This window comes from Pseudomonas sp. 13B_2.1_Bac1, from assembly GCF_025466155.1.
GTDB lineage: Bacteria > Pseudomonadota > Gammaproteobacteria > Pseudomonadales > Pseudomonadaceae > Aquipseudomonas > Aquipseudomonas aylmerensis.
Genome location: NZ_JANLOH010000035.1, coordinates 73,077 through 91,093 on the forward strand (window position 1 = coordinate 73,077; position 18,017 = coordinate 91,093).

Here is an 18,017-nt window from a genome sequence, read left to right on the forward strand (position 1 = left end):
GCATGAGGCGGGACCGATTTGTCCCAACCCCAGAAAAGCATTCGGCGCTGTGTTCACAGCGCCGCCTGTATTACTTGATCAGCCCGACCCGCGAGAAGTTCGGCAGGTGGCTGAGCTTGGGTTCCGGCCAGCTCATCCAGACCGCGAAGGCCTTGCCGACGATATTCTGGTCGGGAACCATGCCCAGCAGGTCCTTGGGAATGGTGGGATCATCCCAGTAGCGGCTGTCATTGGAGTTGTCACGGTTGTCGCCCATCATGAAATAGTGCCCGGCCGGCACTTTCCACTCACCATCAGGCTGGGCACGGTAGCGGCTCATTTCCTTGCGGATTTCGTGCTCTACCGCACCGAGTTTTTCTTCGTACAGCTCAGCGCTGCCCAGGCTGTTCGGTTCGGAACCAATCAACTTCTCGGCCACCGATTCGCCGTTGATGAACAGGCGCTTGTCGCTGGTGTAGCGAATCACGTCGCCCGGCAGGCCCACTACACGCTTGATGTAGTTGACGTTCGGATCGCTCGGATAGCGGAACACCATCACGTCGCCGCGCTGCGGGTCACCGATCTCGATGACCTTCTTGTCGATCACCGGCAGGCGGATCCCGTAGGAAAACTTGTTCACCAGGATGAAGTCGCCGACATCCAGGGTGGGTTTCATCGACCCCGAAGGGATCTGAAACGGTTCCACCAGGAACGAACGCAGCACCAGCACGATGAACAACACCGGGAAGAACGACTTGCCGTATTCAACCAGCAAAGGCTCTTTGTTCAGCTTCTCGATGACCACGCCATCGGGCTGGCTGACGCTGCCCTGATAGGACGCGATAGCCGCCCGCCGACGCGGGGCGAAGAACACCAGATCGAGCAACGCCAAGAGACCGCAAACGGCAACGGCGATGACCAGCAACAGCGGGAAATTTAGCGACATAGGACCTAACTATCCAACCTGAGCACCGCAAGGAAGGCTTCTTGTGGAACTTCCACGTTACCTACTTGCTTCATGCGTTTTTTACCGGCCTTTTGCTTCTCAAGCAGCTTGCGCTTACGGCTTACGTCACCGCCGTAGCATTTGGCCAGTACGTTCTTTCTGAGAGCCTTGACGGAGGTCCGCGCAATGATCTGCCCGCCGATGGCGGCCTGGATCGCGACGTCGAACATCTGGCGCGGAATCAGTTCTTTCATCTTCTCGGTCAACTGGCGACCTTTGTAGTGCGCGTTGTCCTTGTGCACGATCAGTGCAAGGGCATCTACCTTGTCGCCGTTGATCAACACATCCAGTTTCACCAGATTAGCCGATTGGTAACGATCGAAATGGTAGTCCAGCGAAGCGTAGCCGCGACTGGTGGATTTGAGGCGGTCGAAGAAGTCCAGGACCACTTCGTTCATCGGCATGTCGTAGGTCACTTGCACCTGGGTACCGAGGAACAGCATGTCGCGTTGTACGCCACGCTTTTCGATACACAGGGTGATGACGTTGCCCAGGTGCTCCTGCGGAACCAGGATATTGGCCCGCACGATAGGCTCGCGCATGTCTTCGATTGCCGACAGATCCGGGAGCTTGGACGGGTTGTCGACGTAAATCGTTTCACCGGTTTTCAGCAACAGCTCAAAAATAACCGTCGGTGCGGTGGTGATCAGGTCCAGGTCGTATTCGCGCTCGAGGCGCTCCTGGATGATTTCCATGTGCAGCATGCCCAGGAACCCGCAGCGGAAGCCGAAGCCCAGGGCGTCGGAGCTTTCCGGGGTGTACTGCAACGACGAGTCGTTGAGGGTCAGCTTCTGCAGGGCTTCGCGGAAATCCTCGAAGTCATCGGAGCTGACCGGGAACAGACCGGCGTAGACCTGTGGCTGAATGCGCTTGAAGCCCGGCAGCACATCGACGTCTGGCGTCGAGCTGAGCGTCAGCGTGTCACCTACCGGCGCGCCGTGGATGTCCTTGATACCGGCGATGATGAAGCCCACTTCACCGGCTTTCAGATCAACGGTCGCAGTGTGCTTGGGGTTGAATACACCCACGCTGTCCACCAGGTGGATCTTGCCGGTGGACTTGACCAGGATCTTGTCGCCCTTCTTCACGCGGCCATGGCGCACGCGGACCAGGGACACAACGCCCAGGTAGTTGTCGAACCAGGAGTCGATGATCAGCGCTTGCAGCGGATCTTCGTAGTTGCCGGTCGGCGCGGGAATGGTCTGCACCAGGCGCTCGAGCACTTCGTCGACACCCAGGCCGGTCTTGGCGCTGCAGGTGACGGCGTCGGTGGCGTCGATGCCGATGATCTTCTCGATCTCTTCCTTGACGCGCTCGGGCTCGGCCTGTGGCAGGTCGATCTTGTTCAGCACGGGCATGACTTCCAGGCCCTGCTCGATCGCGGTGTAGCAGTTGGCAACCGACTGCGCTTCAACGCCCTGGCCGGCGTCGACCACCAGCAAGGCACCTTCACAGGCCGCCAGGGAACGGCTGACTTCATAGGTGAAGTCGACGTGGCCCGGGGTGTCAATGAAGTTCAGCTGGTAGGTGATGCCGTCTTTGGCCTTGTAATACAGAGTAACGCTGTGGGCCTTGATGGTGATCCCGCGCTCGCGTTCGAGGTCCATGGAGTCCAGGACCTGGGCTTCCATTTCACGCTCGGCAAGGCCGCCGCACATCTGGATGAATCGATCGGCCAGCGTCGACTTGCCATGGTCAATGTGGGCGATGATGGAGAAATTGCGGATATGACTCAAATCACTCACGGATCAACACTCAAAAAGGCTGCAGGCAGATTGCCCGCTGAAAAATAGCCGGGAATTGTACCTGATGCTCAGGCCAGGCGTCATCTTTGCTGACCAGAACAAAAATGCCCCGATCTCGCGAGCGGGGCATTTTTTGTTCATAAGCGCGGCATCAACCGGCGCGGCGCAACAGCCAGAACCCAGCCAGGGCGCAGATACCGGTCGGCACCAGCACCGCAAACAGGGGTGAGAACCCGAACACCAGGCTCGACGGGCCCAGCAGGTCCTGGGCAATCCGGAAGGTGAAGCCGACCAGCACGCCAGTAAACACGCGCTGGCCGAGGGTGACCGAACGCAGTGGGCCGAAGATGAACGAAATCGCCATCAGTACCAGCGCGGCGGTGACCACCGGCTGCAGCACCTTGACCCAAAACGCCAGCCAGTAGCGGCCGTTGTTCAGGCCCTGGTCCTTGAGATAGTGGATGTAACCCCACAGGCCGGAGATCGGCAGGCTTTCAGGGACCATCACCACGGTATTGAGCAATTGCGGCTTGAGGGCGATATCCCACTCCTCGCTTGGCACATTGATCACTTCGGTGCTGGCCTTGGTGCCTTGGCCGATATTGCGGAAATAAGTCGTGGTGACGTCGCTCAGTTGCCACTTTTCATCGCCGTACTGTGCACGTTTGGCGAAGCTGGACGCCAGCAAGTGACGTTCCTTGTCGAACGTGTAGCGCGTGACCCCGATCAACAGGCCGCCCGGCTGCACGGCGTTGATGTGGATGAATTCATCACCCTGGCGGTGCCACAAGCCATGCTTGGAGCTTTGCGCATCGCCCGAGCCCTGGGCCAGGGCGCGGTTGGCCTGGGCCGTGGTTTCAGCCGGTGGCGCGACATATTCGCCGATCAGCACGCTGCACAGCATCAGCAGCAGCATGGGCTTCATCACCGCCCAGACGATACGGCCGATGGACACCCCGGCGGCGCGCATGATGGTCAGTTCGCTGTTGCTGGCCAGGCTGCCCAGGCCGATCAGGCAGCCGATCAGCGCGGCCATCGGCATCATGTCGTAGAGGCGACGCGGCGCGGTGAGGGCGACGTAGCTCAGCACGTCCCACACGGTATAGGTGTCGCTGACGTTGCCGACTTCATCGATGAAGGCGAACAACGAGGCCAGGCCCAGGATGATGCCCAATACCGCCAGGATGGCGATCAGTACGCTGCTACCAATGTAGCGATCGAGCTTAGCCACGAGCCAACTCCTTCTGGCCACGACGGCTCATCATTTTCAAGCGTATAGGTTCCCAATACAGCAGCCCCAGGCCGATCACCAGGAAGATACCGTGCACCCACCACAGGCCCAGGGTCGGCGACAGCTTGCCTTTCTCCAGGGAGCCACGGGCGGAAATCAGGATGGTCAGGTAAGCCATGTACAGCAGGATCGCCGGCAACAGCTTGAGGAAACGGCCCTGGCGCGGGTTGACGCGCGACAGCGGCACGGCCATCAAGGTCACGATGAACACCAGCAGCGGCAGGGAAATCCGCCATTGCAGCTCGGCGATCGAGCGCAGCTCCTTGCTGCCGAACAGGTCGGTGGTGGGGATGGCGTCGCGGTCAGTGACTTCGTCGCTGATGTCCGGACGAGCCAGCATCACGCCATAGGTGTCGTACTTGATCGCGCGATAATCTGCCATGCCCGGGCTGCCATCGTAGCGATAGCCATTTTCCAGGATCAGGTAGCGGCTGCCGTCCGGACGGACTTCCTGGCGGCCGGAATCGGCTACCAGCACGGAAATGCCGCGGTCTTTCTTGTCCTGGCCCAAGCGTTTTTCAGAGATGAAGACACCGCCGAGGTTGGCGCGGTCGTCGGTCAGGGTTTCGGTGTAGGTCACCCGTGAACCGTCGTTCAGGGCCTGGAAACGGCCAGGTTCGAGGGTGTCGAACTCGGTCATCGCGTCCTGCTTGTTCAGCACCAGTTGGAACTGCATGGCACCTTGCGGGGCCAGGCTCAGGCTCAACCAGGCCACGATCAGCGCGACGCCGGCGGCCGGGATCATGGTCATGCCCAACAGGCGCTGCTGGCTCATGCCGGTGGCCGAAAGCACGGTCATTTCGCTTTCAAGGTACAGGCGGCCGTAGGCCAGCAGGATCCCGAGGAACAGGCCCAACGGCAGGATCAGCTGCAGGAACCCCGGCAGGCGAAAGCCCATGATCAGGAACAGCGAGCCTGGGTCCAGGGCGCCGGAGGCAGCCTGGGCCAGGTATTTGACGAAACGACCACTCATGATGATGACCAGCAACACCGCACTCACGGCACTCAGGGTCAACAGGACTTCGCGGGACAGATAACGGAAGACGATCAAACCAGACACTCCAGGGTTGTCAGGCTAAGGCGGCCAAACAAGCAGCATACCGAGTCAGCCCGTTTACAGCGGGCCGGCTAAAAAGATGGCGCATTATCCTGTGATTGACCGCGCCTGTCACTGCGCAACCTCATGCGCATGCACAAAGCACGTGGCAAGGGTTGTCAGGCTCCGCCGGCGAGGTTCAAACTGCGGCCTTTGTCGCGGGCGGCTTACACCGCTGCCCAGCCTTAAAGCCGGCGTACAGACGCACGGCTCTCAGACCTTTATAAGGGACCCGAAAATGGAATTGGTTGTAAAAAGCGTTAGCCCCGAAACGTTGAAAACCGCCACCCTCGTGGTCGCCATCGGCGAAGGCCGCAAGCTCGGCGTCGCCGCCAAGCAACTCGACGAACTCAGCGGCGGTGCGATCAGCGCCGTGCTCAAGCGCGGCGACCTGGCCGGCAAAGTCGGCCAGAGCCTGCTGCTGCAAAGCCTGCCCAACCTCAAGGCCGACCGCGTATTGCTGGTGGGCGTGGGCAAGGACGCCGAGCTCGGCGACCGTCCATTCCGCAAGATCATCAGCAGCATCCTCAGCACCCTCAAGGGCCTGGGCGGCAGCGACGCGGCACTGGCACTCGACGAAATCGTCGTCAAGGGCCGTGACAGCTACGGCAAGACCCGCCTGCTGGCCGAGACTCTTGTAGACGGCGGTTACATTTTCGACCAGTTCAAGAGCCAGAAAGCCGAACCGCGCGCCCTGAAGAAAATCACCCTGCTGACCATCAAGGCTGCCCAGGCTGAAGTCGAGCGCGCCGTGACCCACGCCCAGGCCATCGCCAACGGCATGTCGTTCACCCGCGACCTGGGCAACCTGCCGCCGAACATCTGCCACCCGACCTACCTGGGCGAACAGGCCAAGGCGCTGGGCAAAGAGTTCAAGGGCCTCAAGGTCGAAGTGCTGGACGAGAAAAAGATCAAGGAACTGGGCATGGGCTCGTTCTATGCCGTGGGCCAGGGCAGCGACCAGCCGCCACGCCTGATCGTGATGCAATACAACGGCGGCAAGAAGTCCGAGAAGCCTTACGCCCTGGTGGGTAAAGGCATCACCTTCGACACCGGCGGCATCAGCCTCAAGCCGGGCCTGGGCATGGACGAGATGAAGTACGACATGGGCGGCGCCGCCAGCGTGTTCGGCACCCTGCGCGCCGTGCTCGAGTTGAAACTGCCGATCAACCTGGTGTGCATCCTGGCCTGCGCCGAGAACATGCCGAGCGGCGGCGCGACCCGTCCGGGCGACATCGTCACCACCCTGAGCGGCCAGACCGTCGAAATCCTCAACACCGACGCCGAAGGCCGCCTGGTGCTGTGCGACGCACTGACCTACGCCGAGCGCTTCAAGCCACAGGCCGTGATCGACATCGCGACCCTGACCGGCGCCTGCGTGGTGGCCCTGGGCGCCCACACTTCGGGCCTGCTGGGCAACAACGACGAGCTGGTCGAGCAACTGCTCAGCGCCGGCAAGGCTGCCGACGACCGTGCCTGGCAATTGCCGCTGTTCGATGAGTACCAGGAGCAACTGGACAGCCCGTTCGCCGACATCGCCAACATCGGCGGCCCGAAAGCCGGCACCATCACCGCGGCCTGCTTCCTGTCGCGCTTCGCCAAGAACTTCAACTGGGCACACCTGGACATCGCCGGCACCGCCTGGACCAGCGGCGGCAAGGACAAGGGCGCCACCGGCCGTCCGGTGCCCCTGCTGACCCAGTACCTGCTGGATCGCGCCAAGGCCTAAACGCACCCCCTGCGCAGGAGCCGGCTTGCCGGCGATGGCTGCCTTGAAATCGCCACGCGACTCAAGGGCCTCATCGCCGGCAAGCCGGCTCCTACAAGGGGTATGCGCATGCCCAGGAACTGTAATGACCCAAGTCGACTTCTATATATTGCCCAGCGCCGATCCCTCCGCGCGCCTGGACTTTGCCTGCAAACTCACCGAAAAAGCCTGGCGCATGGGCCACCGCATCTACCTGCATTGCAGCGACGCGACCCAACGCGATGAACTCGACGCCCGCCTCTGGCGCTTCAAGGGTGAAAGCTTCGTGCCGCACGGCCCCGCCGAATCCGAACCCGAAGGCCTGATCGTCCTGGGCCTGGGCGACAGCTGTGGCGATCACCATGACCTGCTGGTCAACCTGGACCTGAAAGTGCCGCCCTTTGCCAAGGCATTCGCCCGCGTGGCGGAAGTGGTGGTCGAAGATCCGGCTATTCGTCAGGCCGCGCGGGAGAGTTTCCGCTTCTACCGCGAACAGGGCTATCCTTTGCAAGATCACCGGCTACAACGACTTTGAGCACATGATGGACACTCCAAACCCTATAAAAAAAGACGACCACCTGCTGGACGACCTCGAGTCGATCCGTCAGTTGCTGGGTGATGATGACTTGCAACCGCCGCTGCTGACCGAGTCGGTCAATGGCGAGGTACAGATTCCGCTGTTGTTCGACATGGTCGGTGGCAAACCTGCCGCACCTGAGCCGGTTGCGGCGCCCGTCGCGCCAGCCGCCCCCGTTGCAGAGCCTGTCGCCGAGAAGTCCCCGGACGCCTTGTTGCTGCACCTGGACAACGAACTGCGCGCCGCCGCGCAATTGATCATGCAAGACGTGATCGACGACTTTGCCCCGCATATCGAGACCGAGATCAAGCGCCGGCTGGATGCGCGCATGGAGCGGCTGATCGCCGCGGCCACAAGCAACTAGCCTCAAGCCTCCAGCTGCAAGTCAGAGCACCGCGATCAACTTGCAGCTTGTCGCTTGTAGCTTGCAGCTGCTCCCCCCCGCTATACTTGTCGGCTTTCCTGAATTAATGCCAACTAGGGTCCCGCCGCGCATGGATAAGACCTACCAACCGCACGCTATTGAAACTTCCTGGTACCAGACCTGGGAGTCCGAGAATTATTTCGCTCCGCAAGGCGCGGGCGATTCCTACACCATCATGATTCCGCCACCGAACGTCACTGGCAGCCTGCACATGGGCCATGGCTTCAACAATGCGATCATGGATGCGTTGATCCGTTTCCGCCGCATGCAGGGCCGCAACACCCTGTGGCAGCCCGGCACCGACCACGCCGGTATCGCCACCCAGATGCTGGTGGAACGCCAACTCGAAGCCACCGGCCAGAACCGTCATGACCTCGGTCGCGAGAAATTCCTCGAGAAGATCTGGGAATGGAAAGACCAGTCCGGCGGCAACATCAGCCGTCAGATCCGCCGCCTGGGTTCGTCCGTCGACTGGAGCCGTGAGCGCTTCACCATGGACGACGGCCTGTCGGAAGCCGTGAAAGAAGCCTTCGTGCGCCTGCATGAAGACGGCCTGATCTACCGCGGCAAGCGCCTGGTCAACTGGGACACCAAGTTGCACACGGCGATTTCCGACCTCGAAGTGGAAAACCACGACGAGAAAGGCTTCCTGTGGAACCTCAAGTACCCGCTGGCCGATGGCGCCAAGACCGCCGAAGGCAACGACTACCTGATCGTCGCCACCACCCGTCCGGAAACCATGCTCGGCGACGCCGCCGTGGCCGTTAACCCGAACGATGAGCGCTACCAGGCACTGATCGGCAAGTTCGTCGAGCTGCCGCTGGTCGGCCGCCGCATCCCGATCATCGCGGATGATTACTGCGACCCGGAATTCGGCACCGGCTGCGTGAAAATCACCCCGGCCCACGATTTCAACGACTACGAAGTCGGCAAGCGTCACAACCTGCCGCTGCTGAACATCTTCGACAAGAATGCCGCTGTCCTGCCGGCCTGCCAGGTGTTCAACCTCGACGGCACGCTGAACGACAGCATCGACGGCAAGATCCCGGCCGAATACGCCGGCCTCGACCGCTTTGAAGCACGCAAGCAGATCGTTGCGGCCTTTGACGCCGCCGGCCTGCTGGTCAGCGTTGACGACCACGGCCTGAAAGTCCCGAAAGGCGACCGCTCCGGTACCGTGATCGAGCCGTGGCTGACCGACCAGTGGTACGTGTCGACCAAGCCGTTGGCTGAGCCGGCCATTGCTGCCGTGGAAGACGGCCGTATCCAGTTCGTGCCCAAGCAGTACGAAAACATGTACTTCTCGTGGATGCGCGACATCCAGGATTGGTGCATCAGCCGTCAGCTGTGGTGGGGCCACCGCATCCCGGCCTGGTACGACGAGTCGGGCAAGGTCTATGTCGGCCGCGACGAAGCCGAAGTGCGTGCCAAGCACAACCTGGGGGCTGACGTTGCGCTGCAACAGGACAACGACGTGCTGGACACCTGGTTCAGCTCGGGCCTGTGGACCTTCTCGACCCTGGGCTGGCCGCAGCAGACCGAATTCCTGAAGAAATTCCACTCCACCGACGTGCTGGTCACCGGCTTCGACATCATTTTCTTCTGGGTTGCCCGGATGATCATGCTCACCATGCATTTGGTGAAGAACGAGGACGGCACGCCGCAGGTACCGTTCAAGACCGTGTACGTGCACGGCCTGGTGCGTGATGGCCAGGGCCAGAAGATGTCCAAGTCCAAGGGCAACGTCCTGGACCCGCTGGACATCATCGACGGCATCGACCTGGAAACCCTGGTGCAGAAACGCACCTCGGGCCTGATGCAGCCGAAACTGGCGAAGAAGATCGAGAAGCAGACCCGCGACGAATTCGCCGACGGCATCGCCAGCTACGGCACCGATGCCCTGCGCTTCACCTTCTGCTCGCTGGCGTCCACCGGTCGCGACATCAAGTTCGACATGGGTCGCGTCGAAGGCTATCGCAACTTCTGCAACAAGATCTGGAACGCCGCGCGCTACGTGCTGGACAAGGGCGAAGACTGTGGCCAGAACGGCGAAGCCTATGAGCTGAGCCTGGCTGACCGCTGGATCATCTCGCAGCTGCAGCGCACTGAAGCCGAAGTGACCCGCCAACTCGACCAGTTCCGTTTCGACCTGGCCGCACAAGCCTTGTACGAGTTCATCTGGAACCAGTATTGCGACTGGTACCTGGAACTGTCCAAGCCAGTGCTGTGGGACGAAAACGCGCCGGTCGAACGCCAGCGCGGCACCCGTCGCACCCTGGTACGCGTATTGGAAGTGGCGCTGCGCCTGGCGCACCCGTTCATGCCGTTCATCACTGAAGAAATCTGGCAGCGCATCGCGCCGCTGGCCGGCATCGACGGCAAGACCATCATGCTGCAGCCTTGGCCGGTGGCCAATGAAGCACGCATCGATGAAGCCGCCGAAAGCGACATCGAGTGGCTCAAGACCCTGATGCTCGGCACGCGCAACATCCGCGCCGAAATGAACATCGGTCCGGGCAAGCCACTGGCCGTGTTCGTCAAGAACGCCAGCGCCGAAGACCAGCGTCGCCTCACCGAGAACGACGCTCTGCTCAAGAAGCTGGCGAAGCTGGAGTCGATCACCGTATTGGCCGACGGCGCCGAAGCACCACTGTCCGCCACCGCGCTGGTGGGCGACATGGAAGTGCTGGTACCGATGGCCGGCCTGATCGACAAAGGTGCGGAACTCGCACGTCTCGACAAGGAAATCCTGCGCCTGCAAGGCGAAGTGCAGCGGGTGGGCGGCAAGCTGTCCAACGCGGCATTCGTCGACAAGGCGCCGGCCGAAGTGATCGAGAAGGAACGCGCCAAGCTGGCCGAGGCTGAACAGGCCCTGGGCAAGCTGGCGGAGCAACATGCGCGGATTTCCAGCCTGTAAGGGTGCGAACCGTGTAAAAAAAAGGGACCTTCGGGTCCCTTTTTTTTGCCTTGAAAATCCAATCAATGTAGGCGCTGGCTTGCCGGCGATAGCATCACCTGGGTATGGCGGATGGACAGAGTCGCCAACATCGCCGGCAAGCCAGCGCCCAGATTTGAACGAGTTGGCCTCAGGATGTGTGACAATGCCCACCACTTTGAGCCAACACCAGAATCAACATGACCGCCCCCAGCACGCCAAAACCTCCGCGCAAGAAGCCTAAAACCGCCACCCCGGCCAAGCCCGTGGTACCGCGCAAAGAGGCCACCCTGCACCCGCGCAACCGCCACACAGGCCGTTACGACTTCCCGGCGCTGATCAAGACCACGCCGGAACTGGCGCAATTCGTGATCATCAACCCGTACGGCAAGGAAAGTATCGACTTCGCCAGCCCGGACGCGGTGCGAGTTTTCAACCGCGCGCTGCTGAAAAGCTTCTATGGCATCCAGCACTGGGACATCCCGGCCGATTACCTGTGCCCACCGGTGCCGGGGCGTGCCGACTACGTGCACTTCCTCGCCGACCTGCTGGCCAGCGGCAATGACGGCAAGATCCCGCGCGGTTCGATCGTCAAGGTGCTGGACATCGGCATGGGCGCCAACTGCGTCTACCCGCTGATTGGCTACATGGAGTACCGCTGGAACTTCCTCGGCTCGGAGGTCGACCCTACCGCCGTGGCCGCCGCCAAGGCCATCGTGCAGTCCAACGACCTGAGCAAGGTCATCCAGCTGCGCCAGCAAACCAACCCCAAGCAGATCCTGCTGAACCTGCTGGAGCCGGGTGAGCGCTTTGACCTGACCATGTGTAACCCGCCGTTCCACGCGTCCATGGACGAAGCCACCAAGGGCAGTGAGCGCAAGTGGCGCGCCCTGGGCAAGGCGGATCCCAAGCGGAAGTTGCCGGTGCTGAACTTCGGCGGCCAATCGGCCGAGTTGTGGTGTGAAGGCGGCGAGGCGCGGTTTGTGACGCAACTGATTGCCGAGAGTGCGCATTTTGCCCACAAGGTGTTGTGGTTCAGCACATTGGTGTCAAAAGCGTCAAATTTGCCCGCGATCGAGACAGCCCTGAAAAAGGCTGGCGTGCTGGAAAGCCAGGTGGTGGAAATGTCCCAGGGGCAGAAGCAAAGCCGCTTCGTGGCCTGGACTTTCCAGACCAAGAACGAACAGCAGATCTGGCGCCAGCGCTGGGTTCGCTAGGACCGGCAACAAATCGCAGGCAACAAAAAACCGTGCCCGGATCGCTCCGGAGCACGGTTTTTTTTGCTGCGTCTTACTTGTTAACAGCGTCGGTCAGGCCTTTGGCCACAACCAGCTTGATAACTTTCTTGGCAGCGATTTCGATGGCAGCGCCAGTCGAAGGGTTACGGCCAGTACGGGCAGGACGCTCGGTCACTTTCAGTTTGCCAACGCCTGGCAGAGTGATTTCGCCGCCGTTTTCCAGCTGGTCAGCAACAACTTGGCTCAGTTGGTCCAGCAGAGCGCGCACGGTAGTTTTCGGTGCGTCTACTGCTTCAGCCAGGTCAGCGATCAGTTGGTCTTTAGTAATAGCCATTGTGGTGTTCCTTCCCTATCAAATTCATATGGATTGCAGAGTGCAGTGTCAGCCGTCGAGCCTGGCCGTCATGGCCTGGCACCCCCGGCTATAACCACGGAGATCGGGGTTATAGATGCTTGAAACGGGGATTGGTTCGACCTGACAGATGCTGAATGCACGCTTATCGCCGAGACTTGGCGTAAGACGGGGCAAAACTAGCACAGAGACGGGGAAATATCCGCTTCTACCTACCCATTTGGTCAGCTTTATCGCTCTAAACCGTGAAAAAAAGGCATATGCCCCGTCGGAGAGCCTGCAAAATGCCCTTCGACAGGTGTCTTGGCCAATGGGTGCGGTACACTGGGCGACTTTTCGGGGAGGCCAACCGCTCCCCGCTCAACCAGCCGAGAAGCCTATGCCGATCCGTCATTGCATCGTCCACCTGATCGACAAAAAACCCGACGGCACACCCGCAGTTCTCCACGCCCGCGACTCCGAACTCGCCGAGTCGGCCGCCATCGAGAACATGCTTGCCGACCTCAACGAGAGCTACAACGCCAAACAAGGCAAGGCCTGGGGTTTCTTCCATGCCGAGTCCGGCGCGCACCCGTTCAGCGGCTGGTTGAAGGAATATTTCGACGGTGGCCAGGATTTCACCACCTTCAGCCGCACCGCTGTCGAGCACCTGCAAAAGCTGATGGAGGAGTCCAACCTGTCCACCGGCGGCCACGTGCTGTTTGCCCACTACCAGCAAGGCATGACCGATTACCTGGCCATCGCCCTGCTGCACCACAGTGAAGGCGTGGCGGTGACCGACGAGCTGGACGTGACCCCCTCGCGCCACCTCGACCTGGGCCAGTTGCACCTGGCGGCGCGCATCAACGTCTCCGAGTGGCAGAACAACAAGCAGTCCAAGCAGTACATCTCGTTTATCAAGGGCAAGAACGGCAAGAAGGTCTCGGAGTACTTCCGCGACTTCATCGGCTGCCAGGAAGGTGTCGACGGCCCGGGCGAGACGCGCACCCTGCTCAAGGCCTTCAGCGACTTCGTCGAAAGCGAAGACTTGCCGGACGAGTCCGCCCGCGAGAAAACCAAGACCCTGGTCGATTACGCCAGCAGCCAGGCCAAGCTCGGCGAGCCGATGGGCCTTGAAGAATTATCGGGTTTGATCGATGAAGATCGGCCAAAGGCGTTTTACGACCACATCCGCAACAAGGACTACGGCCTGTCGCCGGAAATCCCGGCGGATAAGCGCACTCTCAACCAGTTCCGCCGTTTCACCGGACGCGCCGAGGGACTGTCCATCAGCTTTGAAGCGCACCTGCTGGGCGACAAGATCGAGTACGACGAAGCCGCTGGCACCTTGATCATCAAGGGCCTGCCAACGCAACTGACCGATCAGCTCAAGCGCCGTAACTGATGCTCGGCGGGGTTTTCAAGAAAGTCCTGCTGGTGTTGCTGGTGGTCGTGGTGATCCAGAACTGGGGCAAGATCGAGCGGGTGTTCAACCCTTCGCAGGTGGCGCCCGAACACCTGCGTGAGTCGGCGCAGGTGGTGCTCTACACCACCGAGTGGTGCGGCTACTGCAAGCAGATTCGCCGCTTCCTCGACCAGAAAGCCATTCCCTACCAGGCGTTTGATATCGAAAAGGACGCCCAGGCCCGCAAGGCGTATGAGGCGCTGGGCGGCGGCGGAATTCCGTTTGTGGCGGTGAACGGCACGCTGATCCGCGAGTACAGCCCCGAGAAAATCATGGCGGCGCTGACTCAGTAATCAGCGCACCACGATCATCCGGCCCAGCAGCTGGTGTTGTTCAAAGCCCAACACCGCCTGCAAGGCATTCAATACGGCTTGCGGGTCCTTGCTCGGGAAGCTGCCGCTGACGCGCTTGGCGCCCATCTCTTCGTTGAGCAACAGGATGCGGCCAGGGTAGTAGCGGCCCAGATCCTTGAGCACGTCCGCCAGCGGCGCCTTGTAATAGTTGAGCCAGCCGTCGCGCCACGCCAGGCGTGACTCGCTGTCGACCGCATGCAGGGGCTCTGCGATGCCATCGGCGTAGGCCACTTGCTGGCCTGCCGTCAGTATTTGCTGCTGGCCCTGCTTCGACGGCGTCACCCCAACCCGCCCCGACAACACCGTCACCTGGGCCCCCGCCGGTTGCAGGCGCACTTCAAACTGCGTGCCCAACACCCGCGCCTCGCCACTGCCCGCGCCCACGACAAACGACTCGCCGGTGTGGGTCACGCGGAAAAATCCTGCGCCTCGACGTAGCTGGATATGCCGCTCGCCGTGGCTGAAATCCACGGCGATGGCGCTGTCGGCATCCAGGGTGACCTGGGATTGATCAGCCAGGGTGACGGTCTTCACCTCGCCTGGCGCGGTCACGTAGTCCGCGCCGAAGTCATCGACCCAGCGCGAAGGCTGCCAGCCAGCGCCCATCGACACCATCACCAGCAAGCAGGCGGCCATGGCCAGGGCGCCGGACCAGCGCAGCACTCGCGAACGCGTCGGAGCGTTCATTGCATTCAGGTAGCCCTGCAGCGCCAGGGCGTCTTCGTCCGCCAGCTTGCGCGCTGGCACTTCGCTCAGTTCCCACAGGACCTGGGCCTGGGAATAGGCCTCGACGTGCGCGGGGTCGGCGCGCAGCCAGCGGCTGAACGTGGCCTGGTCGCCGCTGCTGGGCTGATCATGCAGCAGGCTCAGCCAGGCGAGAGCGGCCTGTTCCTGGTCGGGCGTGGGGCTGGCGTTCACGGTGCTTTCCCTGGCGTGCGTGGGGGTGAGGGTTCGCGAAGGCTGGCCTTGCAGGCTTCGAGGGCACGCATCATATGTTTTTCCACGGCACTTTGGGACAAGCCCATCGCCTTGGCGATCTGTGCGTATTTGCGGCCATGGATGCGGTTGAGCAGGAAGATCTGTCGGGTGCGCTCCGGCAAACTGCGCAGCGCGGCCTCGACATGGCGCAGGTCATTGCCCGCTTCCAGTGCAGCCTGGGGCTCGCAGCCCTGGTTATCCTGCTGTTCGGGCAACCAGCCCTCGCTGCTGCGCACCCGCGCGCCTTCGCTGCGCAAGTGGTCGATGGCGATATTGCCGGCGCAGCGCAACAGGTAGGTGCTGAGTTCTTCGACCTGCACCAGCGGCCGGCGCCAGAAACGCAGGAACAAGTCCTGCACCAGGTCGGCCGCTGTCGCACGGCAGCCGACGCGGCGGCTCACCAGGGCTTCCATCTGCGAACGCTGGGACAGGAACACTTGCAGAAAATGCGCACGCCCGCCCGCCGCTTCAGCGTGCTGGCTGTCCTGGGATTCGGGCGGCGTGCTGATCATCATGGCTGGGGCTCAGAGGGTGGCAAAGGCCGCGACGGGGCTGGCCAGCAGTCCGACACCCGCCAGGATCAAGGCCAGCCGTGGCCGATACGGCAACAACAGCACCAGCAGGAGTGCGCTGAGCATCAACACGGCGCACCACTCCACCAGGCCCTGGCCCCAACCGGCGATGCTGACGGCCGGCCAGATCGACACACTCAACAGCAACCAGCCGATCACCCGCAGCCCCACACGCCGACGCGCCGAAGGCTTGCTGTGGAGCAATTCGCCATGATGACGGTCGGTGGACAGGCACAAGGCAGTGAAACCGGCGTAGCACATCAACAGGGCGAGCAGCATCAGTTCGCCTCGCGCTTGAGGGTCATCGGGCGCGCACGTTCGGCCTTGGCCACGGGCGCAGTGCGGTGTTGCATCTTCCAGGCGGCCCAGGTCAGGAACACGCCGCTGGCCAGGCAAGTCAGGTCGAAACCGGCCATGGCCCAGTCGCCGGTGACCAGGGACACACCCAGGTGGCTGGACGTGGTCAGTGCGTTGAGCACAGGGATGGCGACAAACAGCAGCGCGCCAACACTCAACTGCTCGACCCAACCCTGACGGCCGCGACGCAGGATCGCGTGCAACAGACTCAAGCCCCAGGCGATGAAGAAGGTTTGTACTTCCCAGTCGGAGCGTTCGGCGAAGCTCACCGGCAACAGGCGATTGGCCCAGAAAAATGCCGCGATCGCGATCATCAGCCCGGACATGCTGGCCATGTTCAGCACTTCGACCAGGCGCAATTCAAACGGCATGACCGAGGCCTTTGCATGCTTGAGCTGGCGCTTGCCCAGCCAGATCACCAGCCCCGTGCCGATCATCGCCGTGCCCGCCAGGCCGCAGATAAAGTACAACCAGCGCAGCACCGGGCCGGCGAAATGACCCATGTGCAAACCGTAGAAACTGCCGCCGATCACCGCCGGCAGCGACTGCTCGCCGCTCACCCGCAGCAGCTCGCCGGTGCTGCCGTTGAACGACACGGTGCTGCCGAAATCATGGACCACGCGGTCGGAGCCGGCGCGGAACACATTCACCGACGCGTTGACATCACCGGGGTTATTCACCGCCAACCGCCCGACATGACCGCCCGCCCACTGCGCCCGCGCTTGCTCATACATCGGCACCAGCGGCAGCAGTTCGGCGGGCTGGCCCAGCGCGGGCGCATTGTTGGAGGCCGGGAACACCTCATTGAAAAAGGCACGGGTGTCATTGCCATAGGAGGCCAGGATCGGCGCCGGCATGACCAGGCTCATGAAAATCACCAGGCTGCTGTAGGTGATCATCAAGTGGAACGGCAGCACCAGCACCCCGACCGCATTGTGCCCGTCGAGCCAGGAGCGCTGGCCTTTGCGGGGGCGGAAGGTGAAGAAGTCCTTGAAGATTTTCTTGTGGGTGATGATGCCGGTGATCAACGCGACAAACATCACCATCGCGGCAATCGTCGACAGCCAGCGTCCCCAGGGATGAGGCATCTGCAGCTGGAAATGGAAACGATAGAAGAACTCGCCGCCCATGCTTTCGCGGGCCTGCACTGCCTGGCCGCTGACCGGGTCGAGGGTTTTCTGGATGAAGTTGCCACGCTTGCCGGGGTCGACCTTGTCTTGCCACATCACGGACAGGCCGGGGTCACGGCTGTCGGGCAAGGTGATGAACCAGCGCGCGGCGGACGGCGCCACCTGCTGCAGGTAGGTTTGCGCGACGCTCAGGCTGCGCGCATCGTCCAGCGGATGCGCCTGCACTTCAGGCTGCATCCAGTGGCTGATCTCATCCTTGAAATACGACAAGGTGCCGGTCAGGAAAATCGCGAACAGCAGCCAGCCAAAGATCAAGCCGGCCCAGGTGTGCAGCCAGGCCATGGCCTGGCGAAATCCCTCTTTCATGTGCGTGTCATCCAGAACCCCACACCCGCCAGGGTGGCAAACGCCGCACTCGGCAACATCACGCCGAACCAGGCGCGCGCGGCACTGCGACAGGCGAAACACCAGAGCACCGCCAGCAGATAGAACACAAATGAACTCATCATCCCGGTGATCACCGCATCGGCGCGGCTGGTGGGCATCCACAGCGCCAGGCAGATACTGGCGAGCGAAGCCATCAGGTAGCCGCCGACCACGGCAGCCAGCACGCGGGAGGTCACGGCAAGACGATAAGAGACAGGCAGCGAGGTTTTGCTTTTCATGCGGGAGGCGCCAGGTTCATCAGCGCGCAATATTAATGATAAATATTCTCATAAGCAAAACAGAACGGATGAATCACCTGCCCAGGCCGATTGCCGAAGCCGGTCTCGCGCCCTACAATGCGAACAAT

At 61.7% G+C, this 18,017-nt stretch carries 17 protein-coding genes; 7 read left to right on the plus strand and 10 right to left on the minus strand.

Going from position 1 to position 18,017, the window contains the following annotated elements:
• Positions 1–70 precede the first annotated feature (70 nt).
• The 4 genes from lepB to lptF all read right to left on the minus strand — a co-directional run bounded on the left by lepB (position 71) and on the right by lptF (position 5,072).
• A complete protein-coding gene (gene lepB / locus NTD80_RS07125) occupies positions 71–925 on the minus strand; it encodes a signal peptidase I (protein WP_262132860.1) in 855 nt (284 codons plus the stop codon).
• 5 nt (positions 926–930) lie between these two features.
• Entirely contained in the window at positions 931–2,730 is a 1,800-nt protein-coding gene (gene lepA / locus NTD80_RS07130; RefSeq protein WP_028618986.1) for a translation elongation factor 4, read from the minus strand.
• A gap of 151 nt (positions 2,731–2,881) precedes the next feature.
• Positions 2,882–3,961: an LPS export ABC transporter permease LptG gene (gene lptG / locus NTD80_RS07135; RefSeq protein ID WP_065906929.1), complete on the minus strand. Its 1,080-nt coding sequence runs from the start codon at positions 3,959–3,961 to the stop codon at positions 2,882–2,884.
• Positions 3,954–5,072, minus strand: a complete 1,119-nt coding sequence (lptF, locus tag NTD80_RS07140) for an LPS export ABC transporter permease LptF (protein ID WP_016978267.1) — start codon at positions 5,070–5,072, stop codon at positions 3,954–3,956. The genes lptG and lptF overlap by 8 nt, the downstream gene beginning before the upstream one ends.
• A 283-nt stretch (positions 5,073–5,355) precedes the next feature.
• Here lptF and NTD80_RS07145 point away from each other — a divergent pair, with 283 nt between their 5' ends.
• From NTD80_RS07145 to rlmF, 5 genes are all read left to right on the plus strand, one after another.
• Positions 5,356–6,846 carry a leucyl aminopeptidase gene (locus NTD80_RS07145; RefSeq protein ID WP_262132864.1) on the plus strand — a complete coding sequence of 497 codons (1,491 nt, stop codon included), beginning with the start codon at positions 5,356–5,358 and terminating at the stop codon, positions 6,844–6,846.
• A gap of 124 nt (positions 6,847–6,970) precedes the next feature.
• A complete protein-coding gene (locus NTD80_RS07150) occupies positions 6,971–7,399 on the plus strand; it encodes a DNA polymerase III subunit chi (RefSeq protein ID WP_106805068.1) in 429 nt (142 codons plus the stop codon).
• 7 nt (positions 7,400–7,406) lie between these two features.
• A complete protein-coding gene (locus NTD80_RS07155; RefSeq protein WP_065906933.1) occupies positions 7,407–7,805 on the plus strand; it encodes a DNA polymerase III subunit chi in 399 nt (132 codons plus the stop codon).
• Between the two features lie 130 nt (positions 7,806–7,935).
• Entirely contained in the window at positions 7,936–10,782 is a 2,847-nt protein-coding gene (locus NTD80_RS07160) for a valine--tRNA ligase (RefSeq protein WP_120447697.1), read from the plus strand.
• Between the two features lie 218 nt (positions 10,783–11,000).
• Positions 11,001–12,017: a 23S rRNA (adenine(1618)-N(6))-methyltransferase RlmF gene (gene rlmF / locus NTD80_RS07165; protein ID WP_065906937.1), complete on the plus strand. Its 1,017-nt coding sequence runs from the start codon at positions 11,001–11,003 to the stop codon at positions 12,015–12,017.
• Between the two features lie 73 nt (positions 12,018–12,090).
• Here rlmF and NTD80_RS07170 read toward each other — a convergent pair whose 3' ends face one another.
• Positions 12,091–12,372, minus strand: coding sequence for an HU family DNA-binding protein (locus NTD80_RS07170; RefSeq protein ID WP_003188840.1), 282 nt, complete (start codon positions 12,370–12,372; stop codon positions 12,091–12,093).
• A gap of 397 nt (positions 12,373–12,769) precedes the next feature.
• On the opposite strand from NTD80_RS07170, the gene yejK reads away from it, so the two are divergent.
• A complete protein-coding gene (gene yejK, locus NTD80_RS07175; protein ID WP_010212893.1) occupies positions 12,770–13,774 on the plus strand; it encodes a nucleoid-associated protein YejK in 1,005 nt (334 codons plus the stop codon).
• The gene (locus tag NTD80_RS07180; RefSeq protein ID WP_065906939.1) at positions 13,774–14,127 is read left to right on the plus strand and encodes a glutaredoxin family protein; all 354 of its coding nucleotides are present in this window, start codon (positions 13,774–13,776) and stop codon (positions 14,125–14,127) included. The genes yejK and NTD80_RS07180 overlap by 1 nt, the downstream gene beginning before the upstream one ends.
• On the opposite strand, the gene NTD80_RS07185 is transcribed toward NTD80_RS07180, so the two are convergent.
• The 5 genes from NTD80_RS07185 to NTD80_RS07205 are packed head-to-tail and all read right to left on the minus strand — an operon-like array spanning position 14,128 to position 17,889.
• Positions 14,128–15,105: a FecR family protein gene (locus NTD80_RS07185; protein ID WP_213552963.1), complete on the minus strand. Its 978-nt coding sequence runs from the start codon at positions 15,103–15,105 to the stop codon at positions 14,128–14,130.
• Entirely contained in the window at positions 15,102–15,680 is a 579-nt protein-coding gene (locus NTD80_RS07190; protein WP_120447694.1) for an RNA polymerase sigma factor, read from the minus strand. The genes NTD80_RS07185 and NTD80_RS07190 overlap by 4 nt, the downstream gene beginning before the upstream one ends.
• A gap of 9 nt (positions 15,681–15,689) precedes the next feature.
• Positions 15,690–16,016: a DUF3325 domain-containing protein gene (locus tag NTD80_RS07195; RefSeq protein ID WP_262132873.1), complete on the minus strand. Its 327-nt coding sequence runs from the start codon at positions 16,014–16,016 to the stop codon at positions 15,690–15,692.
• A complete protein-coding gene (locus NTD80_RS07200) occupies positions 16,016–17,590 on the minus strand; it encodes a PepSY-associated TM helix domain-containing protein (protein ID WP_120447692.1) in 1,575 nt (524 codons plus the stop codon). Before NTD80_RS07200 ends, NTD80_RS07195 begins: the two co-directional genes overlap by 1 nt.
• Positions 17,587–17,889, minus strand: coding sequence for a DUF3649 domain-containing protein (locus NTD80_RS07205; RefSeq protein ID WP_065906949.1), 303 nt, complete (start codon positions 17,887–17,889; stop codon positions 17,587–17,589). The genes NTD80_RS07200 and NTD80_RS07205 overlap by 4 nt, the downstream gene beginning before the upstream one ends.
• Positions 17,890–18,017 lie beyond the last annotated feature (128 nt).